This is a genomic window from Streptomyces abyssomicinicus, from assembly GCF_008974245.1.
In the GTDB taxonomy this organism is placed as follows: domain Bacteria; phylum Actinomycetota; class Actinomycetes; order Streptomycetales; family Streptomycetaceae; genus Streptomyces; species Streptomyces abyssomicinicus.
On sequence record NZ_BBZI01000005.1, the window covers coordinates 1568882 to 1592882 of the forward strand.

The window sequence follows — 24001 nt, forward strand, 5'->3', positions numbered from 1 at the left end:
GCCGGCCGTGGGCCCGGTCCACCGCCCGTGGGTCCGGTCAGCGCTGAGGATCAGTTGCCGAAGCGCACGCTGGCGAAGGTGAAGCCCTTGGGCGCCCGCTGCCCGGGAGCCAGGCGCTTGGACGCGCCCTTGCACTTCTTGCCCGCGTAGACGGTCGCCCTGGCGGACGTGCGGTTGTTCGCGGCGCGGCCCTTCTCGGCCATGGCGAGGCACTGGCCACCGGGCGGGTTCTCCACGAAGTAGGGCCTGCCCTTCGCGCCGATCCAGTGGAACTCGCCCTTCGCGGCGGCAACGGCGGCCGGGGCGGTGACGGACGCGGCGGACGCGGTGGACGACAGGCCCGTGGTGAGGGCCAGCCCGCAGAGCAGGGCGATTCCGGAACGGCGTACATGAGTAAGTGATCGCATGCCGGGTGGAACGATCACGGCCGCCATCGGTCACGCCCGGGTGGGCCGTCCGGGGCGTCGTCCCTCCGTCCGGCCCCCGTACGATCCCACCGTCCGCCGGGCGCGACCTCGCGGGCGGCGCGTCGACGAACGAGTCGCAGCCGAAGACCGGCCACGGGTCCGGCAGCACGTCCCGCAGGCACCGGACGACGCCCGACTTCCCCGCGCCCGACCGCCGTTCGGGACGATCACCGGGGGCGACCACCGCGGGGCAGGGAACGGGGCAACCGGTGACGGCCGGCGGGCGTCGTACCCAGCGGCCGAACGAGGGAGGAAGACACATGCCGAGACCGCAACGGCGACCGTCGCGCGGGGAGTTGATCGCCACGCGCGCGCTGGACCGGTTCGTGGGCCGACGCGAGCAGGTGGCGATGTTCGCCCGCAACCTCGCGAAGGACCCCCTGTCGCCGACGGATCCGGCGGCGTACCTCTTCCACGTGCGCGGCGTGGGCGGTGTCGGCAAGTCGACACTGCTGCGGCAGTGGAGGGAGGCGGCCCGGCAGGCGGGAGCCGTCACCGCCGTGGTGGACGAGAACGACGTGCACGGCGTCCTGTCGGCGATGGTCGCGCTGTCCCGTCAACTCGCGGCGCAGACACGGCCGTTGAAGGCGTTCGACCGGGCGGTCGAGCAGTGCCGCCGGGAGCAGGAGGCGGCCGCGCGGCCGACCGAGCTCGACGGGGCGGCCGACGACGGCCCTTCGATGGCCAGCCGCGCGATCTCCCGTGCCGTGGTCGGAGGCACCACCGCCCTGCTGCCGGGCGGCGGAGCCATCGCCACGATGGTCGACCCGGACGCGGTGGCCGAGGGCATGGACCACGCCTTCGACCGGGTGCGCAACCGCAGGGCTCGCGGGCGAGGCGCGGAACGCGACACCGTCAGCCGGGAGTTCGTCGCCACGCTGGACGAACTCTGCGCGGAGCACCCGTGGGTGGTGCTGTTCCTGGACACCTGGGAGCAGACCGGCCGCCACCTCGACGCGTGGCTGCGGGCGATGCTGTGCGACGGGTTCGGACCCCTGCCCGTCAACGTCATGATCGTCCTCGCGGGCCGCGACGACCTGACACGGGACTGGGGCGGCCTCATGGCGGCCCAGGGGCGGGACGTGCCCCTGGAGGCGTTCACCGAGCAGGAGACCCGCGAACTGCTCGCCCGGCGAGGCGTCACCGAACCGGGAACCGTCGAGGCGGTGGCGCGGCTGTCCATGGGGCTGCCGCTGCTGGCCGACATCCTCGCCCTGGCCCGGCCGGAGAGCGCTGCCGCCGTCGACGCGGACGGGGACTCCGTGGACACCGCCGTCGAACGGTTCGTGCGGTGGATCGCCGATCCGCTGCGCCGGGAGGTGGTCCTCACCTGCGCGCTGGCGCCCCGGCTCAACGCGGACGTCTTCGCCGCGGCGGTGCCCGAAGAGGGGCGCGGGCTGTGGGAATGGCTGTGCGGACAGCCGTTCGTGAGCGGCAGCGGCGACTTCAAGCGGTACCACGCCGTCGTGCGCGCCGGGATGGTGCGGCGCGAGCGTGCCCGGTCCCCGAGGGGCTGGACGGCGGTCCATCTGCGGCTCGCCGACGCGCACGCCGCCTGGGGCGCCGACATCGAACGGAACCTGCCCGACGGCGGGCACCGGCAGGACGCCCGGTGGCGCTGTCACCGGCTGGACGAGATGTACCACCGGCTCTGCGCCCACCCCGGTGGCGCGCTGGCGGACGCCCTCGCGGAGGCCGTGGACGCCGGCGAGGACGGCCCGGAGGCGCTGCGGGAGTGGAGCGACGCCTTCACCCGGGCGGCGCTGGACACGCACGACGAGACCCTGGGCCTCTGGGCCGGCCGCCTGCGCGACGCGACGGCGGCGGGGGAGGACCCGGTGGCCGCCGTGCTGGGCGTGCTGCTCACCCACCGCGCGCTTGTTCCGGCGGCACAGGCGCGGGCACACCTCGTCCGCGGCGGCCACCTGGAGCTGGCCGGACGCGAGGACGAGGCGGCGGCCGAGTTCGACCGCGCCGTCGCCCTCGGTCCGGACGACGCCGGGGCCCGGTTCCACCGGGGACGCGCCCGCCTCCGGGCGGGCCGCCCCGACGAGGCCGTGGCCGACCTGACGGCCGCGATCCGCCTCGACCCCTGCGACGCGCGGGCATTCGCGCAGCGGGGCGAGGCGCACCGCCGCGCCGGGCGGCTCGAAGAGGCGATCGCCGACTTCACCGACGCGCTGGCCCTCGACCCGCGCCAGGCCCGGGCGCTCGGCTCACGCGGCCAGGTGCACCGGCAGGCCGGGCGGCTCGACGAGGCCGTCGCCGACTTCACCGCCGCGCTGGCGATCGATCCGCAGTACGCGTGGGCGCTCGGCTCACGGGGCCGGACGCACCGTCAGGCCGGGCGCCACCCCGAGGCCCTGGCGGACCTCACCGCGGCGCTGAGGCTCCGGCCCGACTACGCCTGGGCGCTGGCCGAGCGGGGCAAGACGCACCGTCTGGCCGGCCGGCCGGACGAGGCGGTCGCCGACCTCACCGCCGCGCTCGCGTTCGTCCCCCGCTACCGCTGGGCGCTCGTGGAACGCGGCAACGCCCATCTGGCGGCCGCCCGCCACGCGGCGGCGGAGGCCGACTTCACGGCCGCGCTGGACGTCGACCCGGACGATGTGTGGGCGCTCGTCGGGCGGGGCCGCGCCCGGGCGGCGGCGGACCGCCACGCGGACGCCCGGCAGGACTTCGACCGGGCGGCGGTCCTGGACCCGGACGGCGAGTGGCGCCACGACACGGCGGGCGGGACGGACGGCCCCCCAGCACGCGGCGTGCGGACGGTTCCGGACCACGCGGCCCGGGCCCGCCCGGCCCGCCCTCAGGGTCCCCCGTCATCGACGGCACCGGCGGAGCCCTCCGGCCCCGGGGAGCCCGGGGCGGCGCCCGAGCCCCCTGGAGCGCCCCCTGCCCCGGCGTGAAACGCAGCCCGCCAAGGAGCGCTTCCACGATGTCCACCGACCACCGCGTCCCCTGGCCGCACCCCGGACCCTGCACCCCGCACCGGGCAGCCCGGACCCCGCCCCCCGGCACTCCGCGGTCACCGTGATGGTCCGGCGCTCCGGTTCGGCGCCCTCCACGCGGTAGGGGCCGCCGGGCCCCGACGGACGGCCCGCCTCGCCCACCGCATCGGGCGGGGCGGCGCCGTCGGCTCAGCCGGCCAGGCCGAACGCCTGCCGCATCCGCCGCAGCAGGGCAGGCAGCGCCGGCACGACGGGGCCGCCGTCGCGCCACACCAGCGCGAGCAGCGCCGGGGACGGGACGTCCCGCAGGGCGATCGCGGTGAGCCGGTCGGCGTACCCGGCGGCCATCGACTCGCTGAGGACGGCCACCCCCAGACCCCGGGCCGCCAGGTCCGCCACCGCGCCCGCGGCACTGGCCTCCAGCGCGATGGAGGGCCGCAACCCCCGTGCGGCACAGGCCTGGTCGAGGACCGTGCGCAGCCCGGTGCCCCGGGGCATGCACACCAGGGGGTGCGCGCAGGCCTCCCGCAGAGCGACCCGCTTCCGCCGCGCCAGCGGATGCCCGGCGGGCACCGCGACCACCAGCGGCTCACTCACCACGGCCACCGAGTTCACCCCCTCCGGCAGGGCGGCCGCCCCGACCAGCGCCAGGTCGAGGGCGCCGCCGCGCACCGCTTCCAGCAGCCGGTCGGAGTTGTCCTCCAGCAGCGAGAGCTCCACACCCGGATGCGCTTCGTGGAAGGCTGCGAGCGCCTCGAACAGCGGCATCACCGTGCAGCCCACCACCATGCCGACCGCGATCCGTCCCCGCAGCAGCCCCGTCACCTCGTCCACGCCGCGCCGCACTGCCTCGGCTGCGGCCAGGGCCGCCCGCGCGTGCTCCAGTACCGCCTTGCCCGCGACGGTGAGGGCCGCGGCACGCGAGGACCGGTCGAAGAGCTCGGCACCGAGCTCCCGCTCGAGCTGCCGGATCTGGGCGCTCACCCCCGACTGGCTGATGTGGACCCGCTCGGCGGCGCGCGTGAAGTTCCGCTCCTCGGCGACCGCGACGAAGTACTCCAACTGACGCAGTTCCATGACTGCTGATTCTACTGACCATCAGAACCATCTGTTGGACTTCTGGTGGGTCCGGGCAGAGGCTGGAACCCGGAGCGACGGAGAACCGTCTCCGTCCGGACCGGGAGGAGCGCCACCCATGCCGACCTACGACCGCTACGAGAAGGCGATGCGGCCCGAGGACATCACCCGGCTCTTCGTCGAGCGGTCCAACGCCGGCGACGCCGCCGGTGTGGCCGCGCTCTACGAGGAGGACGCGGTGATGGCCTACCCTCCCGGTTCCACGACCGTCGGCCGGGAGGCCATCCGCGCCCTCTGGGAGAAGGTGCTGACCGCCCGCCCGAGGTTCGAGCGGGAGGAGCCGCTGCCCACGCTGATCGCCGACGGTGTCGCCCTGACCGCCACCCCGCCGAAGGACGGCGCCGGCGCCCGTGCGCAGGTCGTGCGCCGCCAGCCCGACGGCAGCTGGCTGCGGGTGCTGGACCGGCCGGAGTTCGTGCCGGTGGAGAGCTGAGCATCCCGCGTCCGGGCGTCAGTCCGACGACCCGCCTTCGCCCGTCACCGGCAGCAGCAGCGCCGATCCGGGAAGGACGGTGATGCGGACCGGGGAGCCGGCCGCCGCCTCGGCCGGGGGTCCGGCCGTACCGGGGTGGCGGGCGAAGCGCGGGTGGGCGCCGCCGCTGATCTGCCAGCGGACCCGGTGCCCGGCCGCGAAGCGGTGTGCCGCGGCGCCCAGCGGAACGGCGAGTTCCACGACCGCTTCGCTCTCCGCCTCCAGCACTCCCAGCCCGTCGCAGACGTTGACGGACCGGCCTTGCTCGTCCACGTCGCAGAGCCGGACGAAGACATGGCAGCGGCCGGTGTCCGCGGAGGCCCTGACGAGGGCGGTGACCCAGCCGACGGCCTCCAGTGGTTCCGCCAGCCGCTCCCCGGTGAAGGTGACGACGTCCTCCCGCGCCTCCAGCTCACGGTTGTCCCGCGGGCCAGCGGCAGTGGAGAGCAGCGGACCGCCGACCGACGGGGTCGGGTCGGCGGGGTCGTAACGGAACGAGGCCACGGCTCCTGGGACGGCGGGCTGCTCGCGGCCGAGCCGGCCCCCGGGCGCCGCGAACCAGGAGGACGGGTCGGCGGCGGGCGGCCAGTCGGCCAGGTCCCGCCACACGTTGGCTCCGCCGACGTGGACGCGTACCCGGGTGGGCCGCAGGGCCGACGGGTCGCCGCACAGATGGGCGCGCAGCCACGCGAGCATCTCGGCGAATCCCTCGGCCCAGCCCTGCTGGAGGGCGGAGCCGTGGGTCCAGGGACCGGCGAGCAGCGAGACCTCGCAGCCCGCCGCCCGCAGCCGGGCGTACTGGGCGAAGGTCTGGTCGGCCAGGACGTCGTGGAAACCGGTGATCAGGGCGGTGGGAACCCGCAGACCGTCCGCGGCCCCCGCGAGGTCGACGCCCTCCCAGTACGGGTCGTCGGAGTCCGGGTGGGTGAGGGCGTCGTCCAGCCAGCCGGCCTCCTCGCCGAGGGCCTCGCGCCAGGCGGGCCTCATCGGCCAGGCGCCGGCGATGCGCCCGAGGTCGCGGCGCAACCGGTTCGCCGCCGCGGCGAACCGCAGGACGCCGCGGTGCTGATGCGTCATGCCGACGCCGGAGACCAGGGCGTTCTCCAGATGCAGCGCGCCCCCGCCGTGCAGGAAGGCGTGGGGATCGTGCAGGCCGACCTGCACGGCCATCGCCTTGAGCTCCGGGGGCGGATCGGCGGCCAGCGCCCACTGGGTGTAGCCGAGATAGCTGGGCCCCACCGTGCCCAGCCGGCCGTCGAACCACGTGCGCCGCCGCAGCCATTCGACCGCGGCGAGCGCGTCGGCGGACTCGTTGCGCCAGTAGTGCCATGCTCCGCCCGACCCGCCGGTGCCCCGGCAGCTCTGCAGGACGACATGGAACCCCTGCTCGGCGAAGAGAAGCCCGTACATCGGCGACCAGGGCAAACCCCGCCCGTAGGGCGACCGCACCAGCAGGGTCGGGAAGTCGCCCCGGACGCGCGGGAAGTAGTGGTCGGTGACCAGCGCGCTTCCGTCGGCGGCCGGGACCTTGAGGGCCCGTTCGAACCCGACCGGGTACCGCCGCTCGGGCAGCCCGCGCCAGGTGGCCCGCAGCAGCCGGGAGGAGAGCGGCGGTCTCGTGCCGGACGGCGTCCACGCCTTGGCGCTCGTGGGTGTGTGGTTCTCGGGTGACCGCATCGCCAACTCCTCGGCCGGGCAACTGGGGGACTCCGACGAGATAATTCTCGTACGACGTACGACAATAGACCATGCTTGGATGGCGACCGCGAGGTCACGGAGTGCCGCACCGCGGGACGGGGCGGTGGAAGGGCAGGTGGCGAGGGATGTCCGGTGACGGAGCCTCCGTTCCCCAGGGGGTGGACCCGCGGGAGCTCTGGCTGCATCAGGACCGGCCGCGCCGGGGCCGGCGGCCCGCCTTCACCCGGGAGGGAATCGTCGACGCGGCGGTGGAACTGGCCGACATGGAGGGCCTGGAGGCCGTCACCATGCGGAAGGTCGCCGCGCGGGTCGGCGCGGGGGTCATGTCGCTGTACAGCTACGCCCCGGACAAGGAGACGCTCCTGGAGCTGATGGTCGACCGGGTGGCCGGCGAGCTGTCCGGCGGCCCGGCGCCCACCGGGGACTGGCGGGCCGACCTCAAGGCCGTCGCCCGGTCGCAGCGCGCCAACATGCTGCGCCACCCCTGGCTCCCGGCCGCCCTGGGCTCCCGCCGCACCCCCGGGCCCCACACCCTCGCGTTCATGGAGCACGTCCTCGCCGCCCTCCGGCCGACCGGGCTGGACGGCGCCGCCAGGATGGAGGTGTTCGCGCAGGTCACCGGGTTCGTCGCCGGACATGTCGCCCACGAGGTCGCCCAGGCTGCGGCCGCGCGGACCCCCGAACGCCTCGCCGCCGAGGCGCGCTACCTGGCCGAAGTGGCGGCCGACGGCCGGCATCCGGAGCTCGCCGAGGCCCTGGCCTCCCCCCGGCGGCCCGTCGACCCGGACGCCACCTTCACCCGGTTCCTCGACCGGCTCGTGGACGGTCTGGACGTGGCCTGACGGAAATCGCGTGGCCCGAGGCGGTGGGGGGTGGGAACCGGACCGCTTGATGTGAACGAGTCGTTCACAATAAATCGTTGACAACTATTGCTGTCGACGGGATGCTGGGTCCATGCCTGAGACATCCGGACATCCGCTCGGTGCCGACGCCGACGCCGACGCCGACCCGTTCCTGCCGCCCGACCCCGCACAGGCGCGTGCCAGGCGGGCCCACTCCGCCCTCTTCCGCATCGCCGAACGGCACGCCGCGACGGAGGAGCAGCGCCGCCGCCAGACCAATCCGATGCTGCCGGCGCCGCACGAGGCGGTCCGCGTGGTGGCGTTCCTGCTCAGTGGGGCCGCCCGCCCGGAGGAAGGCGAGCCCGAGGTCGACCGGGCCGACATCACCGCCGCGCTCACCCTCCTCCCCTTGGTGCGAGGGGAACTCGACGAACTCGAGACCGGTCTTCTGGAGATGGCCCGCGGCCGGGGCATGACCTGGCAGGAGATCGCCTTCGGTCTCGGCCTGGGCACCCAGCAGGCGGCCCGGCAGCGTTACGAACGCCTGGCCTCCCGCGCGGCCCGCGAGGAGGAGACGCCCTGACGGACCGGAGGCCGCCAGGGGCGTCAGCTCTCCGTGCCCACCGCCGTGTTCTGGCAGGCGGTGAGCAGCCACCGGCCGTCCTCCTTGGCGGCGACGTACAACGGGGTGCCCTCACCGTCGGGCGTGCCGTCGGGGGCGAAGTACCGCTGGCGCACCTTGACCGCGGCGACGTCCGGCCGGACGAAGGTCACGTGCTCCACCTCGTAGGTGGCGCTGCTGCCGTCCGAGCTCCAGCCGGGAAGCGCCTTCGCGGTGAACTCGGCGATGGCCCGGCGCCCGTAGAGGCGGACTCCGCCACTGGTCGTCCACAGGGCGTCGGCGCGGAAGAGGGCGACGAAGTCGTCCACGAGTTCCTCCCGCTGCGCCCGCTCGACGGCCGCCACCAGGGCGCGCAGGGCGGCGGTCTCCGGCTCGAGGCCGGCGGGCGGACGGCCGGCGTCGTTCGTCAAAGAGGTCATGTCCCCACCGTGCGACCTCGACCGCGCTCGAGGTCAAGTTCTTCCCCCGGCGCTCACGGCGCCCGTCGGACGGCGCGGGGGTCAACGGGGTGACGCCGCGACGTGACCCGCAGGAGTGGTGTCGGGCCCGGACGCAGGTGCGCGGCCTCCGGTGCGGGCACGGTGAGGGGCGGAACCCGACCTCTCACTCACGGAGTACGCATGCGTCGTCCCTCGGCCACCAGGCGGACCGGCATCGGTATCGCCCTCGCTCTGGCCGCCCTGCTCGGAGGAACCACCGCGACCGCCGCGGCCCCCGGCGGGAGCACCGCTCCCGCCCGGGCGGCCGCCCAGTGCGGACCGAACGAGATCTGCTTCTGGCAGGACAACGACTTCGAGGGCACTCCCTGGCGCTGGACGCCGGCCTCCGGCTACCGGGACCTGCCGCCCTACCTCCACGACAACGTCGGCTCGTTCCACGCCAACGCCCCCGGCTGCTTCATCGACTGGGAGCCCCACGAGATGCGCCGGGTCGCCATGGGGGACCACTCCGCCGCCTACAGGTGGGGAGGCAAGTTCGGCAGCCGGATCGACGCGGTGACGATTTACCGGAACTGCTGAGCCGATTCAGGACGCCGCCCGGTAGAAGTGCGCGCGGACCCGGTGCAGCCACGCCTCCACCGGGCCCTCGTCCGGCGCCTCGGGCAGCACGCCGCGGGCCTGCGCGAAGGCGGTCTCGTAGTGGCGCAGCAGCGACAGCGCCGCCGCGGGGTCGGCCGCCACCCGCTCGCCGAAGTCGTGGAACTCCTGCGGGTCGTCGACCCGCAGGGTCAGCCTGCCGGTGGTGTACAGCTCCAGCCCCTGCGCGCAGAGCCGCTTGAGGTGGCGGGCGTGCTTGGCGGTCCGTCCGCGCCGCTCGGCCCGGAGGGAGTCGTCGCTCCGGTTCTGCAGCCGCCGGAACTGCTGCTGGGCGTAGCCCAGATACGCGTTGCGCACCCGCCCGGCGCTCAGGAACGCGCTGCGGACGGCGATGAGTTCGTCGCCCAGGGGGGTGCGGACCTCGTACAACTCGTCCGGCAGCCAGACCAGTTCCATGGCGGTGGGGTTGCCGGAGAGGGCGAGGCGGCACCATTTGGCCGCCTCGTGCAGGGTGCGGTCAGGGGCGGTGGTGACGTACGACTCCTTCGGCGTCCGCAGCCCGTGCAGTTCCACCGTGGGCGCGGCGAACAGGCCGAGCCGGTCCACGTCGGAGCCGGGGTGGGCGAGGCCGTACGCGGTGGAACCGACCACGCCGGACAGCAGGACGTTCGCCACAGCGGTCATGGTGCCGCCTCCCCCGGTGATCGCGCGGCGGACCGGTGCGGATCCGCGTGGCGCCCATTGTCGTGAACGCCGCCGCGCGCGTCACCCGCATTTTCCGCGGGGCCCCGCCCTTCCCGCCCGCGGGGCGCCCGCGCCTGCCGGACCAGCCGGCCCTACAGGGCCTCCTCCAGCTCCGCCAGCAGTCTGCGCCTGGGCCGTGCGCCCACCATGGAGCGCAGCGGCTCCCCGTCGCGGAACAGCATGAAGGTCGGCATGGACAGCACCCCGTAGCGGTTGGTCGTCTCCGGGCTGGTGTCCACGTCGAGCTGCACCACCTTCAGCCGGGCGGCCTCCTCCGCCGCGAGCGCGGTGAGCACCGGCGCCATCTGCCGGCACGGCGGGCACCAGTCCGCGGTGAACTCCACCAGGACCGGCAGCTCCGCCCCGAGCACCTCCGTCCCGAAATCCGCGTCCGTCACCTCGGCCACGCCCTTCGCCCTGATCACTCCCGGCCTCCCAGTTCGCACACGGGTTCCGGGCCCCCCGGAACCAGCGCATCGGCGGCCAGCCCGTCACGCGCCCGCTCGGCCCTGGCCAGCTGCCGGGCGACCTTCTCCCGGGCCGCCGCCAGCTGCTCGATCATCGAGTCCAGCTCGTCGAGCTTGCGCCGGTACACCACCTGGGACGCCGGGCAGGAGTCCCCCTCCGCGTGACCCGCGCGCAGGCACTCGACGAAGGGCCGGGTCTCCTCGAGCCCGAAGCCGACGTCCTGCAGCGTCCGGATCTGGCGGACCTGCGCGAGGTCGTCCTCGTCGTAGGTCCGGTGCCCGTTGCCGTCCCGTCGCGCCGACAGCAGCCCGCGCGACTCGTAGTACCGCAGGGTCCGGGTGGTGGTCCCGGCCGCGGCGGCCAGCTCGCCGATTCGCATGCCGACGACGGTACGGCTTGACGCCGACGTCAAGGCAACGTCGCGGTCGGGGCCGGGCGCACGGGGCAGCCGGACCGGGCGCGCAGCCGGACCGGGCGCGCGGGGCGGGGGCGGGCACACCGATCACCGGGCGCGGGGACGCCGATCACCGGGCGCGGGCACGCCGAACACCGGGGGTGGGCCAGGCCGCCCCCGGTGCCGGCGCGAGTGGCCGCCCGGCCGAGCTAGGGCAGCAACTTCTCCATCGCCGCGGATCCCTCGGTGGCGAGCTTGCGCTCGGCCCACCTCAAGGTGTCGGGCGTGACGTCGCGTCCCGTGGCCAGGACCAGGTCCTCGGGGGTCACCGCGGTGTCGGGACGGGTGTGGAGCTTCCCGTCCGGGGTGACCCCCTCGAAGGATGCGCGGGACTCGTCGGGCTGTGCAGTCGACATGGGTCTCTCCCTCGGCTCGCCGATAGGCACCCGCGTACCCGGAGGAAACGTGACCTATGCCTCGAACGGCGCAAAGAGAGGCTTCGGACCCCGGCGCATCGTTCGCCCTACCGGGCAAAGGGTGCTAAAACCTTAAAAGCCCCATAACTGCGTGTCGCGTGCCCGCATACGGTGCGTGAGCGCGGCGACCAGCGAAGGAGCACCCCGTATGACGGACGTATCCAGCAAGGACCCCGCGCAGGGTGACGACAGGGAAATCCTCACCAACCGGCAGGGTCACTTCGTCTACGACAACCAGAACCAGCGCACCGTGGGCGCGCGGGGACCGGCCACGCTGGAGAACTACCAGTTCCTCGAGAAGATCAGCCACTTCGACCGCGAGCGGATCCCGGAGCGCGTGGTGCACGCCCGCGGCGCCACCGCGTTCGGGTACTTCGAGGCCTACGGGGCCTGGGGCGACGAGCCCATCGCGCAGTACACCCGCGCCAAGCTCTTCCAGGAGCGGGGCAGGCGGACCCGCGTCGCCTGCCGCTTCTCCACCGTGATCGGCGGCCGGGACTCCTCGGAGTGCAACCGGGACCCCCGGGGCTTCGCGATCAAGTTCTACACCGAGGACGGCAACTGGGACCTCGTCGGCAACAACCTGGGCGTCTTCTTCATCCGGGACGCGATCAAGTTCCCCGACGTGATCCACGCCCTCAAGCCGGACCCGGTCACCTTCGTCCAGCAGCCGCGCCGGATCTTCGACTTCATGTCGCAGACCCCGGAGTCGATGCACATGCTGGTCAACCTGTTCAGCCCACGCGGCATCCCGGCGGACTACCGGCATCAGCAGGGCTTCGGCGTCAACACGTACAAGTGGGTCAACCAGCAGGGTGAGACCAAGCTGGTCAAGTACCACTGGATGCCCAAGCAGGGCGTCAAGAGCATGACCGAGGAGGACGCCGCCGGTCTCCAGGCGCAGGACACCGGCCACGCCACGGCGGACCTCTATGGCGCCATCGAGCGCGGGGAGTACCCGGAGTGGGAGCTGCTCGTCCAGATGATGGACGACCACGAGCACCCCGAGCTGGACTTCGACCCGCTGGACGACACCAAGACCTGGCCCGAGCAGGAGTTCCCGCCCAAGGCGGTGGGCCGGATGGTGCTCGACCGCTGTCCGGACGACTTCTTCGCCGAGTCCGAGCAGATCGCCTTCGGCACGGGCGTCCTCGTCGACGGCCTGGACTTCTCGGACGACAAGATGCTGGTCGGCCGGACCTTCTCCTACAGCGACACCCAGCGCTACCGGGTGGGCCCCAACTACCTCCAGCTCCCCGTCAACCAGCCCGACCACGGGCTGGTCCGCACCAACCAGCGCGACGGCCAGATGACCTACCACGTCGACGGCGGGGGCGGGAACCCGATCGTCAACTACGAGCCGTCCATCCTGGGCGGGCTGCGCGAGGCCCACTACCCGACCCACGACGAGCAGGGCCCGGAGATCCACGGCCGGCTCACCCGTAAGCGCATCCCGCGCACCAACGACTACCTCCAGGCCGGGCAGCGCTACTGCCTGATGGAGCAGTGGGAGCGGGACGACCTGGTCAAGAACATGGTCGACCTGCTCTCCCAGTGCGACCGCCCGGTCCAGGAGCGCATGGTCTGGCACTTCCTGCTGGTGGAGAACGACTTCGGCGCCCGGGTCGGCGAGGGGCTGGGCATCGCGGCCAAGGACGTCGCCCACCTCGAGCCGCTGGAGAGCCAGGACCTCACCGACGAGGACAAGCAGCGGCTGCGGAACCTCGGGAACAACCCGCCGCGCGACGTCGAGGGCCTCACCATGACCCACTGCGTCCCCGACGAGCGGTTCGTGGTCGCCCGCTGACCCGGCCGCCCGCAGCCGTCACGTGCGGCGCCCCCCGCGGATCTCCACGGGGGGCGCGACGCACGTGACGGCGGCAGTGGGAAGGGAGCGGCGGCCCTCAGTCCTCCTGCGGCCTGGCGGTGAGGTGGCCGGGGGCACGCGATCCGCCCCTCACGGGCTCGCCCACGCCGCCCTTGACGGGCTCGCGCGAGCTCTTCGACAGCCTCACGCCCTTCGGGAGCGCGGCCCCCATGGTGCGCAGGGCGAGCAGCAGGGCGCCGATGTCGTCCAGGTACACCGGGTCCGGGACCAGGTCGGCGGGCAGCACCAGGTAGGCGACCGCGCCCCAGAACACCCACTTCGGGCCCGCGGGCAGGCCTGCCCGCCGCAGCGCGCGGCGGGTGCGCACCAGCCGCAGCAGCAGCCGCACCGCGACCGCCAGCAGGACCAGGGCGACCACCACGACCGCCACGATCAGTACCAGCGTCGTCCGCTCGTCCACCGAACACCTCCAGAGCGAGGAGGGCGGCGCGGACGCGACGCCCTCCCTCTCCAGCTTCCCCGACCGGCGGCCCGTACGGCCTCCCGCGTGGCCGAGGTCACGCCCGCCCGCGCTCCGGCGACCGCCGTGCCAGGGCGTCCAGGACGCGGTCGGGGGTCAGCGGCAGCTCCCGCATCCGGACGCCCACCGCGTGATGGAAGGCGTTGCCCACGGCGGCGGCCGTGCCCACGATGCCGATCTCCCCGATGCCCTTGCCGCCGACGGGGTTGAGATGCGGGTCGTCCTCCTCGATCCAGTGCGCCTCGACCGACAGCACGTCGGCGTTGACCGGCACGTGGTAGGCGGCGAGGTCCCGCTCGGCGAAGTCGCCGAAGGCCGGGTCCACCGTCGACCCCTCGGTGAGGGCCATCCCCAGGCCCATCACCATCCCGCCGACGAACTGCGAGCGGGCCGTGCGCGGATTGAGGATGCGCCCGGCCGCGTACACGCCCAGCAGCCGGTTCACCCGGACCTCGCCGGTGACGGTGTCGACGCCGACCTCGGCGAAGTGCGCGCCGAACGCGTGGCGGGCGTGATCGCTCTCCGCGTCGGCGGTGCCCGCGGTGTCGGCGTGCTCCTCCAGCCCGTCCTGGGGGAGCGGACCGCGGTGGACGGCGAGCCGCCGGGCCAGCCGGGTGCAGGCCTCGTGCACCGCCCAGCCCCAGGACGCGGTCCCGGACGAACCTCCGGCCAGGGGCGCGGACGGCAGGTCGCTGTCGCCGATCTCCATCCGCACCCGGTCGCCGGCCGCGCCGAGCGCCTCGGCGGCGACCTGGCCCAGCACCGTGCGCGCCCCGGTGCCGATGTCGGTGGCGTTGGTGCGCACCACGAAGGTCCCGTCCGGCAGGGCACGCGCCGAGGCGGTGCTGGGCGAGACCAGCACCGGATAGGTGGCCGACGCCACACCGGTGCCGGTCAGCACCTGTCCGGCACGGCGCGCCCCCGGACGGGGGTCACGCTCCGCCCAGCCGAAACGGCGCGCGCCCTCGCGCAGGCACTCCACCAGGTGCCGGCTGCTGAACGGCTTCCCGGTGTCCGGTTCGGTCCGGCAGTCGTTGACCACCCGCAGCTCGACCGGATCCATGCCGAGGGCCTCGGCGAGCTCGTCCATCGCGGACTCCAGCGCGTACATCCCCGGCGTCTCGCCCGGGGCGCGCATCCACGAGGGCGTGGCGACGTCCAGCCGCGCCACGCGGTGCACGGTCCGGCTGTGCGGGGAGGTGTACATCGTCCGGCCCGGTACGGCCGCCTGCTCCACGAACTCCCGGACCCGGGAGGTGTGGGTGGTCACCTCGTGCACCAGCGAGCGGATCCGGCCGTCCGAGTCCGCGCCCAGCCGCACCCGGTGCAGCGTCGGCGCCCGGTGGCCGACCAGCTGGGGCAGGTCGCGGCGGGGCAGCGCGAGCGCCACCGGCCGTCCGGTGTGCAGCGCCGCCATCGAGGCCAGCACGACATCGGGGCGGGGCGTGCCCTTGGAGCCGAAGCCTCCGCCGACGTGCTCCGCGCGCACGGTGACGGACTCCTCCGGCAGCCCGAACATCGTGGCCAGCGTCTGGCGGACCTTGGTTGTGCCCTGGCTGGAGCAGTAGGCCTCCAGCCGCCCGTCGTCGGTCCACCGGGCGGTGGAGGCGTGCGGCTCCATCGGGTGGTTGTGCAGCGGCGGCACCCGGTAGGCGGTGTCCACGCGTACCGGGGCGGAGGCGAACGCGCCGTCCGGGTCGCCGTGCTCCCGTAGCCCGGGGTGGCCGCCGTTGGCCTTCTCCGGCACGTAGGCGTCGGGGCGGTCCGGCGTCAGCAGCACGTCGTGGTCCTCGGCCAGGTACTCCACGTCCACCGCCCCGGCCCCTTCCCGGGCGGCCTCCAGGGTCTCGGCGACCACCAGGGCGACGACCCAGCCGCGGTGCGGGACGTGCGCGTCCTGGAGGACCGCCAGCGTGGGGTCGTCGGGCTCCGCCAGGCGTGGCGCGTTCTCGTGGGTGAGCACCGCCAGCACGCCGGGTGCGGCGAGGGCGGCGGAGGCGTCGACGCGGAGCACGCGGCCGGAGGCCACCCGGGCGGTGACCGGCCAGGCGTGCGCCGAACCGGGCAGCCGGTGCTCGACGGCGTAACGGGCCCGGCCGGTGACCTTCTCCAGGCCCTCCCGGCGGATCAGCGGCGCGCCGAGCGCCGCGGGGGCGTCTGCCATGCGTTCCTCCGTGCGGTCGTTCGGTGCGGTCGTTCGGTGCGATGGTTCCGTGCGGTGGTCTTCGTGTGGTCGTTCCGTGCGGGCGTCCGCGCGGTGGTGCCCGCGGTGGCGCCGTACGCGTGCGGGCGGTCCGTACGGTGGCGGGCCGCCCGGGCGGGCGGCACGGTCACCCGGAGTGCCGGGCGGCGAGACGGGTGAGGACGTCGACGGTCAGGGAGCGGGCCAGCGGCACCTTGTAGCCGTTGTCGCGCAGCGGCTCGGCCGCCGACAGCTCCAGCTCCAGCGCGTGCTCGAACGCGGCCCGGGTCGGGGCGGCGCCGGTCAGCGCCTCCTCCGCCCTGCGCGCCCGCCACGGCCGGTGCGCCACACCGCCCAGGGCGATCCCCACGTGGGCGACGACGCCGTCCGCGACCGACAGGACCACCGCGGCCGAGGCCAGCGCGAAGGCGTAGGACGCCCGGTCGCGGACCTTGCGGTAGGCGGACGGCAGACCGCGGGTGGCGGCGGGCAGCACCACGGCGGTCACCAGCTCCCCGGGCCGCAGCTCGGTGTCCAGCTCCGGACGGTCGCCCGGCAGCCGGTGGAACGCCTCCGCGGCCAGCTCGCGCCCGCCGTCGGTCCCGCGCAGCTCCACGCGGGCGTCCAGCGCCGCCAGCGCCACCGCCATGTCCGACGGATGGGTGGCGACGCAGTGCGGGGAGTGGCCCAGTACCGCGTGATCGCGGTGCACGCCCTCGCGGGCTCCGCAGCCGCTGCCGGGCTCGCGCTTGTTGCACGGCTTGGAGAGGTCCTGGAAGTACGGGCACCGGGTGCGCTGGAGCAGGTTCCCGCCGGTGGTGGCCGCGTTGCGCAGCTGACCGGAGGCGCCGGACAGCAGCGCCCGGGAAAGGGCCGGCCAGCCCTCCACGACCAGCGGGTGGGCCGCCAGGTCGCTGTTGCGGACGGTGGCGCCGACCCGCAGCGAACCGTCCGGCAGCTCCTCCACCGTGTCCAGCGGAAGCCGTGAGACGTCCACCAGCGCTTCCGGCCGTTCCACGCCCAGCTTCATCAGATCGACCAGATTGGTGCCGCCGCCCAGGTAGCGGGCGCCCGGCGTCGCCGCCCAGGCAGCGGTGGCCTCCTCGGCCGTGCGGGCGCGGACGTAGTCGAAGGTCCTCACGGGATCACGTCCTCGACCGCCTCGACGATGCGCGGGTACGCCCCGCAGCGGCAGAGGTTGCCGCTCATCCGCTCGCGGATCTCCGACGCCCCGAGAGGCACCGGATCCCCCGCCCGCACACCGGGACCGGTCACCGCCGACGGGTGCCCGGCCGCCGCCTCGGCCAGCGCGCCCACGGCCGAACAGAGCTGCCCGGGAGTGCAGTAGCCGCACTGGAAGGCGTCCCGCTCCAGGAACGCCCGCTGCAGCGGGTGCGGCTCGCCGTCCGGGCCGGCCAGCCCTTCCACCGTGGTCACCTCGCTGCCGTCCAGGGTGACGGCGAGCAGCAGACAGCTGTTCACCCGCCGCCCGTCGACCAGTACCGTGCAGGCGCCGCACTGGCCGTGGTCGCAGCCCTTCTTGGCCCCGATCAGGTCCAGGTCCTCACGCAGCAGGTCCAGCAGCACCCGCCGGTTGTCGACCGTCAGCGTGTGCTCCCGGCCGTTGACCGTGAGGGTGGTGCGGGAGGCCGGGCCCATCGCGCGGCCGTTCACCGGGACCGCTCGTCCTCGTCCGGGACCCGGTGCACCGCGGCCTCCTCGGCGGAGGCCGCGCCGCCGCTGATGCCGACGTCCTCCGCGATCATGTCCTTCTCCGCGTCCTCCCGCGCGCCCTCGTCCGGGGCCACCAGACGACCCGCGCGCTCCTCCCCGACCTGGTCGTCGAGGGGCTCGCCCTCGCCGCCCGGCAGGTCGCCCACCCCGTCGCCCTCCGCCGGGGGCTCGGAGACCGGGTCGGGCCGCTCCTCGGCCAGCCGCTCGTCGAGGGTCTCGCCCTCGCGCTGCTCACGGGCGGTGGTGCCGTGGCTGTCCACCCCCAGCGGCCGCTCCGGAGGCGAGTAGCCCTCGTCGTAGGGCTCGGTCTCCCGCTCGTCGAGGGTGTCCTCCGGGTCCAGGACGCCGTCGTCCTCGCGCCCCTCCGGGCCGTCCTGCGGCTGGTACACCTCGTCGCCGAACTCCTGGCCGCCGGCGTTCTCGTCCATCGCGTCACTCGGGTCAGTCATGGGGACCACGTATCCAGCCCCGGTCGGCTGACACCCCCCGGCCATGGCCGCCACCCGGACGCCCCGCCCCGCCGCGATCGATCATGACAAGGAACCGATCCCAATGCGTGCATGTTCCAAATGAAAATGCCAAAGCCCCGAACGGGGGGCGGCACATTCCGTAGTCTCTGGTCGCGTCCGCGGACAGATGAGCAGTGGGGGAGGGGATTCGGCGTGCCCGGAATCGACGAGAGCCTGCTGGAGGCCATGCGGCTGCCGGGGGCACGGGGCGCCGCACTGGTCGACTGGATCAGCGGGCTCTCCCTGGGCGCGGCCGGCGAGGCGCCGGGCAGCGATCCGGACGCCGCGGCCGCCGAGGTCGCCGAGGTGGCCCGGATCAGTGCCGAGCACCGTGTGTTCGCCCCGGCAGGCGCCCTCCCGGGGGCGGGCGCGGGGCAGGGCGGGGCCGGTGACGCCGGCCAGGAGCCGCCGGTCGAGGACGTGATCGTGACCACCGCCTCGGCCTACCACGTCCTGCGCTTCGTGCCGACCGCCTTCGACAGCAGCGTCTGCCTCCACCTGTGGCTCGACCGCGCCGAGGGCAACCTCGCGATGGCCCGGATCCGGCTGGCGGAGGTCGTGGACCGGCTGGTGCTCGGATGAGGCGGCCGGGACGGCCCCGCGCGGGCGGCCTCCCGGCCGGGACCGGGGGCACGGACGATCCGCCCGGTGCCGGCACCGGCGTCGGCACCGGCGTCGGCACCGGCGTCGGCGGCGCGGACGGCGCGGGCAGTGCGGGCGGCCGCCCCGACGGCGAGGCCGCGGACGCGGGAAGGGACGAAGGCGTTGACGGGCGAGGCGAAGGGAGCGGGCCGATGACCGGCGCGGCAGGGATCGACGAGGCCGAGATCAGGGAGGAACTCCGCGGGCTGCGCTCGCGCGTGCCGGAGCTGACCGGGGCGATGCTGGCCAGCGCCGACGGGCTGGTACTGGCCCACGAGACACCCCCCGGCACCGAACCGGAAGGGCTCGCCGCGCTCACCGCCGCGGCCCTGGGCGTCGGCGCCCGTCTCTCCGACGCCGCCGCGCGCGGCGACTTCCGTGAACTGCTGGTCCGCGGCTCGGGCGGCTACGTCGCCACCTACGCCGCGGGCGGGACCGCGGTGCTCACCCTGCTCGCCGGCGACCGGGTCAACGTCGGCCGGCTCCATCTGGAGGGACGCCGTGCGGGGCGTCGCCTGGCGGCCATGATGCCCGCCGCGCCCGTCGTCGAGGCGCGTCCGGGCGGCGGGCCCGCCGCCACCACCGTCCCCGCGGGCCGCGGCCCGGCCGGCGGGGACGAGCAGCCCGCGGCCCTCCCGGTCCGCTCACCGGGGACCGCCCGCCCCGGAAGGCGGCCGGGCGGCGGACCCCGCTCCTCGGGCCCGCGGTCCACCGCCTGAGCTCAGCCGCCCGGCCGCGGCCGGGCCAGCCAGGACGCCACGGCCTCCGTGATGGGCTGCCCCGTGTCCAGTTCGACGAAGGCGAACTGCCCGGACTGGTTGCACTCGAGGAACCACCAGGTCCCCTCGTGGTCCTCCGCGAAGTCGAAGGCGCCGTACGCGAGCCGGGCCGCGTCCAGATAGCCGCGCACGCCCGCCGCAACCCGGTGGGGCACGCCGACGGCCCGCCAGGCCCGGGTGGACGGGGCGAAGCGGACGTCCACGTCCTCCGGCGCCGCGTCGGGCGAGACCTCCTTCCGGGCGGCGAGCAGACGGTCGCCCACCGCCGTCAGGCGTATGTCGGCGCGTTTGACGACGAGCCGCTGCAGCAGCGTCGGCCCCAGCGCCACCGCGTCGAAGTCGGCGTCCGGGGCCACCCGGCTGGTGGGCACCACCAGCGGAGGGTCCTGCGGATGGGCGCCCGACACCGGCTTGACCACCAGGTCCCGGTACCGGCGGGCGAAGTCCCGTGCCGCGCCCGGCACCGTGGTGATCAGGGTCGCGGGCACGGGCAGCCCGCACTCCTGCGCCAGCCGCAACTGCCAGGGTTTGTGCCGCGCCAGGTAGGAGGCCTCGGGCGGATTCATCCAGCGCGCACCACTGCCCCGCAGCATGCCGTACAGCGCCTGTGTCGCCTCCTGGGTGAGCCAGGCCGACGCCTGCGCCCCGCCGCTGCCCGCGACCCCGGGGCGGCGAACCCAGACCGACCGCAGCGCGCCCAGCCCGACCCGGCGGTCGCCCACCGAGAGCGTGCCGCGCAGGCCTCCGTCGCCGTACTCCCCGGACAGGCCGACCGCTCCCGGAAGATCGGCCGGATCCAGGCGGACGACCCGGACCCCCCGTACGCGGAGCCGGTCCACCACCAGATCCGCCGTCACATCCTGTGTACATGTCAGGATCAGTACGGTCATCGCTACGCGTCCGCACCACCTCCGTCAGTCGTCGAAATGGGTCTTGGAACCGGCGGTGGAGGTGGTCGACCCCAGCTCGCGGAGCAGTGCGTGGTCGCGTACGGCCGGACGCCCGTCGTCGAGGACGTTCACCTGCAGGAGCGGGTCGTATCTGTAGGGCGGCGCGTGGGTGACCTGGGGATCCTCCGCCGGCCGGGCGTAGTCGAGGGCGAACATGCGCATGGGTCTCTCCCTGGGACGGTCCGTCACCTTCTCCGTTCGGACACGACCCGCCCGGCGCTGCCACTCGGTCGCCGGGCGCTCCGCCTCCAGGGACTTATACGTGCCGGACCGGTGATTGGTTTCCTCACGCTCCGTAATCACCCGGGGAGGTGGCGCGAATAGTTGGTTTGCCGTGGCGTGTACGGATCATCCGAAGAAAGGACAGACAACCTGGATGACTGTGGAGGAATCGTGGGCATCATCGCCTGGATCCTGATCGGCCTGATCGCCGGCGCCATCGCGAAGGCGCTGCTCCCCGGGCGCGACCCCGGTGGCATCATCATCACCATGCTGATCGGTGTGGTCGGTGGTCTGCTGGGCGGCTGGCTGGGCAAGGTCATCTTCGGCGTCGACTCGATCGACGGCTTCTTCGACCTGTCCACATGGGTGGCGGCCATCATCGGCTCGGTGATTCTGCTGCTGATCTACCGCGCCGTGACAGGTAACCGAAGCTCGCACCGCCACGCCTGACCCGACCGGACAGGCACGACCCTTTCCCATCGTCGGCGCCCGCACCGTTCCCGGTGCGGGCGCCGACGTGTGCGCACACGTCAGCCGGCCGTACCGCCGAACCCGTCCAGCAGCGCGTCCGCGTGCCCGAGTCCGTTCTCCCGCACGATCTCCTCCACCGGCCGCGCCTCGCGCACCGTCGCGAGGACCACCCGGCCACCGCCTCCGGCCCGGTACCCGTGCACCGCCGGCCGGGGCAGGCTGTTGTCACCCCACGACCCGGTGAAGCAGTAGGCGCCCGTGTCGCGGAGACCCGCAGGGGCCAGGCGTCGGGCAGCGGCGCCGTCCGGGTCGCGACTACCTGCGCGCACGCGTGGGTGAGCGCCACCCGCCGTCCTCCCGCTCCTTGACGTACTCCACCCGCGCGGCCAGAAAACCGTTCTTGGCGAGCAGCGACCGGCCGAACTCCGTGACCAGCCGGCAACGTCCGTCCAGCAGCGCCGGCTCCGCCTCCCGGAGAGCGGCCACGTACTCGGCGTGCGTCGGCGTCACCCGCTCGTCGGCGAAGTCGACGGGCGGACCGCCCCCGATGTCCAGCCCGGTCACCCGCCCGCCCACCCGGGCGTCGACCGCGGCCGCCGGCCGGTGCGCGGCGGCCACCCCCTCGGCGATCAGCGGCAGCGGACAGCCCTGCGACCCGACGTGCACGTGCAGCCGGGTGCCACCGGTGGCGGTCGAACGCCTCCAGCACGCGCTCCTCGGCCCCGGGCCCCGCAGTGCCACCCCGAACTCGGAGTGTCCGGTGGCCGTGCTGGTGGCCGCGACGGCGCCCCCGCCGACCTGCGGATTGACCCGCAGGCCCAGCACGGATGAGCAGCCCCGTGATCGGAGCCGGGCGATCCGCCCCACCTCCGCCAGGTTGTCCGCGTTCACCGCCACACCCAGGTCCAGTGCCTCCCGCAGCTCCGCCCCGGTCTTCACCGGGGAGTCCAGCACGATCCGTCCCGGCGCGAAGCCGGCCGCCGGCGCCGGCCGGAGCTCCCCGGGGCTTGCCACCTCGCGCCGCATCCCCGCCGCCGGCAGCCGCAGCACCGGCACCAGCGGACAGGCCTGGGCGGCGAAGGTGTGCAGCACGTCCGGGACGCCGGAGAACGCGGCGCGCAGAGCGCCGACCGACCGCAGGATCCCGGCGGTGTCCAGGAACCCGGCGACCGGCCGGTCCGGGCCCAGCAGCCCGGCCGTCACCGCCCGGGCCGGCACGTCGGCGACGGCCGGCGCGGCCGCCTCCCCGGGCGGGGCGGCAGCGGATGCCAGGGACGCCACGGAAGGCGCGGCTTCCACGGGTTCCACGTTTTTCTCGGGTTCCTCGGCAGCCACGGGTTCCTCGGGTGCCACGGGCGGACTCCTCGTCGGCACGACGACGGGACGGACCGGCGCCGGCGCCCTCGGCGCACGCGGCGGCCCCGTCCAGCCTGCCCCGTCCCACGCCCGCGCACCAACGACGCGCCCCGCCCCGTGCGGAGGCGGGCAGCGCCACCCGGTCTCGCCCGTCCCGCCCGTCCCGCCCGTCCCGCCCGTCCCGCCCGTCCCGCCCGTCCCGCCCGGGCGGGACGGGCGGAGCGGCGACACCGGTGATTTTGCCGATGTACGCGTCCGGCGAGCGGCCCGACAGTGGCGTTGCCAGTCAGCGGCAGCACCGCCGACGGCGCGGACACGTCAGGACGACGCGTGCCGCGACCGCCGAGGCGCCTGCCTCGTCAGAGAGGACGACTCGTCGTGCAGCACTCGCAGAGCAGCGCGTCCAACGACGCCCACCCCACGCCGGTCAACCGCCGGCGCCGTATGGGTCGCGTCGCAGGCCTGTCCGCCTCCGTCGCCGCGGCGGTCGCGTTCAGCACCCTGGCAGCCCCCGGCGCCACCGCGGCCGACAACCCCTACGAGCGCGGCCCGGCCCCGACCAACTCGAGCATCGAGGCGCTGCGCGGCTCCTACTCGGTCTCCAGCACCTCCGTCTCGTCCCTGCTGGTCAGCGGATTCGGCGGCGGCACCATCTACTACCCGACGACCACCAGCGACGGCACGTTCGGCGCCGTGGTCATCACGCCGGGCTTCACCGCCTACGAGTCGTCCATCTCCTGGCTCGGCGAACGGCTCGCGTCCCAGGGCTTCGTGGTGTTCACCATCGACACCAACACCACGATGGACCAGCCCGCCTCCCGCGGCGACCAGATGCTGGCGGCCGCCGACTACCTGACCCAGCGCAGCTCCGCCCGCACCCGCGTCGACGCCACCCGGGTCGCGCTGATGGGCCACTCCATGGGCGGCGGCGGCACCCTGGAGGCGGCCAAGGACCGTCCTGCCGTCAAGGCCATCATCCCGATGACCCCGTGGAACCTGGACAAGACCTGGTCCGAGGTCCGCACACCCACCCTGATCGTCGGGGCCGAGTCCGACGCGGTCGCCCCGGTGGCCTCGCACTCCATCCCCTTCTACACCAACCTGCCCTCGTCCACCGAGAAGGCCTACCTCGAGCTGGACAACGCCAGCCACTTCGCGCCCAACACCTCGAACACGACGATCGCGAAGTACTCCATCTCCTGGCTGAAGCGGTGGGTCGACAACGACACCCGCTACTCCCAGTTCCTCTGCCCGGGCCCCAGCACCGGCCTCTTCAGCGACGTCTCCGACTACCGGAACACCTGCGCCTTCTGAGCCGGGGGAACCGTCGACGGCGGCCGCGCATCGCGCGCGGCCGCCGTTCGGCGTGCGCGGGCCCGCCCCGTCCGCGGGCCCCGCCCGTTGCCCGCAGACGCGTGGGACGTGTGCCGGCGCACAGTCGGCCGGATCCCGCCGTGGACCGCCACACACCCGCACGCGAGGACCGGACCGGAGACTTCC

27 protein-coding genes and 1 pseudogene are annotated in these 24001 nt (G+C 74.6%); 10 read left to right on the forward strand and 18 right to left on the reverse strand.

From position 1 onward, the window contains the following. Positions 1 to 50: 50 nt before the first annotated feature. The gene (locus GBN72_RS06600) at positions 51 to 407 is read right to left on the reverse strand and encodes a hypothetical protein (RefSeq protein WP_151770625.1); all 357 of its coding nucleotides are present in this window, start codon (positions 405 to 407) and stop codon (positions 51 to 53) included. A gap of 121 nt (positions 408 to 528) precedes the next feature. Continuing rightward, positions 529 to 729 (reverse strand): annotated as a pseudogene (locus GBN72_RS36165) (phosphotransferase-like protein); the annotation flags it as partial. On the opposite strand from GBN72_RS36165, the gene GBN72_RS06610 reads away from it, so the two are divergent. Then, entirely contained in the window at positions 728 to 3376 is a 2649-nt protein-coding gene (locus GBN72_RS06610; protein WP_151770626.1) for a tetratricopeptide repeat protein, read from the forward strand. The pseudogene GBN72_RS36165 and the gene GBN72_RS06610 overlap by 2 nt on opposite strands. Positions 3377 to 3607: 231 nt before the next feature. Here the strand turns inward: GBN72_RS06610 and GBN72_RS06615 are convergent, their stop codons facing one another. Continuing rightward, positions 3608 to 4495, reverse strand: a complete 888-nt coding sequence (locus GBN72_RS06615) for a LysR family transcriptional regulator (protein WP_151770627.1) — start codon at positions 4493 to 4495, stop codon at positions 3608 to 3610. Positions 4496 to 4613: 118 nt separating this feature from the next. Between GBN72_RS06615 and GBN72_RS06620 the strand changes: the two genes are divergently transcribed. Continuing rightward, the gene (locus GBN72_RS06620; protein ID WP_151770628.1) at positions 4614 to 4988 is read left to right on the forward strand and encodes a YybH family protein; all 375 of its coding nucleotides are present in this window, start codon (positions 4614 to 4616) and stop codon (positions 4986 to 4988) included. 18 nt (positions 4989 to 5006) lie between these two features. Here the strand turns inward: GBN72_RS06620 and GBN72_RS06625 are convergent, their stop codons facing one another. Next, positions 5007 to 6704: a CocE/NonD family hydrolase gene (locus GBN72_RS06625; RefSeq protein WP_151770629.1), complete on the reverse strand. Its 1698-nt coding sequence runs from the start codon at positions 6702 to 6704 to the stop codon at positions 5007 to 5009. Between the two features lie 146 nt (positions 6705 to 6850). On the opposite strand from GBN72_RS06625, the gene GBN72_RS06630 reads away from it, so the two are divergent. Next, positions 6851 to 7567 (forward strand): TetR/AcrR family transcriptional regulator, encoded by a 717-nt coding sequence (locus GBN72_RS06630; protein WP_151770630.1) that lies wholly within the window; start codon positions 6851 to 6853, stop codon positions 7565 to 7567. 112 nt (positions 7568 to 7679) lie between these two features. Further along, positions 7680 to 8150, forward strand: coding sequence for a DNA-binding protein (locus GBN72_RS06635; RefSeq protein WP_151770631.1), 471 nt, complete (start codon positions 7680 to 7682; stop codon positions 8148 to 8150). A 23-nt stretch (positions 8151 to 8173) separates the two neighbouring features. Here GBN72_RS06635 and GBN72_RS06640 read toward each other — a convergent pair whose 3' ends face one another. Continuing rightward, complete coding sequence (locus GBN72_RS06640; RefSeq protein ID WP_151770632.1) at positions 8174 to 8608, reverse strand: SgcJ/EcaC family oxidoreductase; 435 nt, start codon at positions 8606 to 8608, stop codon at positions 8174 to 8176. 201 nt (positions 8609 to 8809) lie between these two features. Between GBN72_RS06640 and GBN72_RS06645 the strand changes: the two genes are divergently transcribed. Continuing rightward, positions 8810 to 9208: a peptidase inhibitor family I36 protein gene (locus GBN72_RS06645; RefSeq protein WP_151770633.1), complete on the forward strand. Its 399-nt coding sequence runs from the start codon at positions 8810 to 8812 to the stop codon at positions 9206 to 9208. 6 nt (positions 9209 to 9214) lie between these two features. On the opposite strand, the gene GBN72_RS06650 is transcribed toward GBN72_RS06645, so the two are convergent. The 4 genes from GBN72_RS06650 to GBN72_RS06665 form a co-directional block, all read right to left on the reverse strand. After that, positions 9215 to 9910 (reverse strand): nucleotidyltransferase domain-containing protein, encoded by a 696-nt coding sequence (locus tag GBN72_RS06650; RefSeq protein ID WP_151770634.1) that lies wholly within the window; start codon positions 9908 to 9910, stop codon positions 9215 to 9217. Between the two features lie 152 nt (positions 9911 to 10062). Then, on the reverse strand, positions 10063 to 10395 hold the full coding sequence (locus GBN72_RS06655; RefSeq protein WP_151770635.1) for a thioredoxin family protein: 333 nt from the start codon (positions 10393 to 10395) through the stop codon (positions 10063 to 10065). Next, positions 10392 to 10817, reverse strand: a complete 426-nt coding sequence (locus GBN72_RS06660) for a MerR family transcriptional regulator (RefSeq protein WP_151770636.1) — start codon at positions 10815 to 10817, stop codon at positions 10392 to 10394. The genes GBN72_RS06655 and GBN72_RS06660 overlap by 4 nt, the downstream gene beginning before the upstream one ends. Before the next feature lie 224 nt (positions 10818 to 11041). Continuing rightward, positions 11042 to 11248, reverse strand: coding sequence for a hypothetical protein (locus tag GBN72_RS06665; protein ID WP_151770637.1), 207 nt, complete (start codon positions 11246 to 11248; stop codon positions 11042 to 11044). Positions 11249 to 11456: 208 nt separating this feature from the next. Between GBN72_RS06665 and GBN72_RS06670 the strand changes: the two genes are divergently transcribed. Then, positions 11457 to 13115 carry a catalase gene (locus GBN72_RS06670; RefSeq protein WP_151770638.1) on the forward strand — a complete coding sequence of 553 codons (1659 nt, stop codon included), beginning with the start codon at positions 11457 to 11459 and terminating at the stop codon, positions 13113 to 13115. Positions 13116 to 13212: 97 nt separating this feature from the next. Here GBN72_RS06670 and GBN72_RS06675 read toward each other — a convergent pair whose 3' ends face one another. The 5 genes from GBN72_RS06675 to GBN72_RS06695 form a co-directional block, all read right to left on the reverse strand. Next, entirely contained in the window at positions 13213 to 13596 is a 384-nt protein-coding gene (locus GBN72_RS06675; RefSeq protein ID WP_151770639.1) for a YkvA family protein, read from the reverse strand. Between the two features lie 97 nt (positions 13597 to 13693). Then, entirely contained in the window at positions 13694 to 15820 is a 2127-nt protein-coding gene (locus GBN72_RS06680) for a xanthine dehydrogenase family protein molybdopterin-binding subunit (protein WP_151770640.1), read from the reverse strand. 166 nt (positions 15821 to 15986) lie between these two features. Further along, entirely contained in the window at positions 15987 to 16979 is a 993-nt protein-coding gene (locus GBN72_RS06685; protein WP_151770641.1) for an FAD binding domain-containing protein, read from the reverse strand. Next, positions 16976 to 17497: a 2Fe-2S iron-sulfur cluster-binding protein gene (locus tag GBN72_RS06690; protein ID WP_151770991.1), complete on the reverse strand. Its 522-nt coding sequence runs from the start codon at positions 17495 to 17497 to the stop codon at positions 16976 to 16978. The genes GBN72_RS06685 and GBN72_RS06690 overlap by 4 nt, the downstream gene beginning before the upstream one ends. An 11-nt stretch (positions 17498 to 17508) precedes the next feature. Next, a complete protein-coding gene (locus tag GBN72_RS06695) occupies positions 17509 to 18021 on the reverse strand; it encodes a DUF5709 domain-containing protein (RefSeq protein WP_246212286.1) in 513 nt (170 codons plus the stop codon). 213 nt (positions 18022 to 18234) lie between these two features. Here GBN72_RS06695 and GBN72_RS06700 point away from each other — a divergent pair, with 213 nt between their 5' ends. After that, complete coding sequence (locus GBN72_RS06700; protein WP_151770642.1) at positions 18235 to 18663, forward strand: hypothetical protein; 429 nt, start codon at positions 18235 to 18237, stop codon at positions 18661 to 18663. A gap of 212 nt (positions 18664 to 18875) precedes the next feature. Continuing rightward, complete coding sequence (locus tag GBN72_RS06705; RefSeq protein ID WP_151770643.1) at positions 18876 to 19442, forward strand: roadblock/LC7 domain-containing protein; 567 nt, start codon at positions 18876 to 18878, stop codon at positions 19440 to 19442. A gap of 2 nt (positions 19443 to 19444) precedes the next feature. Here GBN72_RS06705 and tgmB read toward each other — a convergent pair whose 3' ends face one another. Both tgmB and tgmA read right to left on the reverse strand, forming a co-directional pair. Beyond that, positions 19445 to 20392: an ATP-grasp ribosomal peptide maturase gene (tgmB, locus tag GBN72_RS06710; RefSeq protein WP_151770644.1), complete on the reverse strand. Its 948-nt coding sequence runs from the start codon at positions 20390 to 20392 to the stop codon at positions 19445 to 19447. Between the two features lie 24 nt (positions 20393 to 20416). Beyond that, positions 20417 to 20614, reverse strand: coding sequence for a putative ATP-grasp-modified RiPP (gene tgmA / locus GBN72_RS06715; RefSeq protein ID WP_151770645.1), 198 nt, complete (start codon positions 20612 to 20614; stop codon positions 20417 to 20419). Between the two features lie 231 nt (positions 20615 to 20845). On the opposite strand from tgmA, the gene GBN72_RS06720 reads away from it, so the two are divergent. Continuing rightward, positions 20846 to 21124 (forward strand): GlsB/YeaQ/YmgE family stress response membrane protein, encoded by a 279-nt coding sequence (locus tag GBN72_RS06720; RefSeq protein ID WP_151770646.1) that lies wholly within the window; start codon positions 20846 to 20848, stop codon positions 21122 to 21124. An 80-nt stretch (positions 21125 to 21204) separates the two neighbouring features. On the opposite strand, the gene GBN72_RS36170 is transcribed toward GBN72_RS06720, so the two are convergent. Together GBN72_RS36170 and GBN72_RS06725 are read right to left on the reverse strand one after the other, a co-directional pair. Further along, the gene (locus GBN72_RS36170) at positions 21205 to 21474 is read right to left on the reverse strand and encodes a hypothetical protein (protein WP_439959733.1); all 270 of its coding nucleotides are present in this window, start codon (positions 21472 to 21474) and stop codon (positions 21205 to 21207) included. Further along, positions 21461 to 22426 carry a type III PLP-dependent enzyme domain-containing protein gene (locus GBN72_RS06725; protein ID WP_439959734.1) on the reverse strand — a complete coding sequence of 322 codons (966 nt, stop codon included), beginning with the start codon at positions 22424 to 22426 and terminating at the stop codon, positions 21461 to 21463. The genes GBN72_RS36170 and GBN72_RS06725 overlap by 14 nt, the downstream gene beginning before the upstream one ends. A gap of 519 nt (positions 22427 to 22945) precedes the next feature. Here GBN72_RS06725 and GBN72_RS06730 point away from each other — a divergent pair. After that, on the forward strand, positions 22946 to 23815 hold the full coding sequence (locus GBN72_RS06730; RefSeq protein ID WP_151770993.1) for an alpha/beta hydrolase family protein: 870 nt from the start codon (positions 22946 to 22948) through the stop codon (positions 23813 to 23815). Positions 23816 to 24001 lie beyond the last annotated feature (186 nt).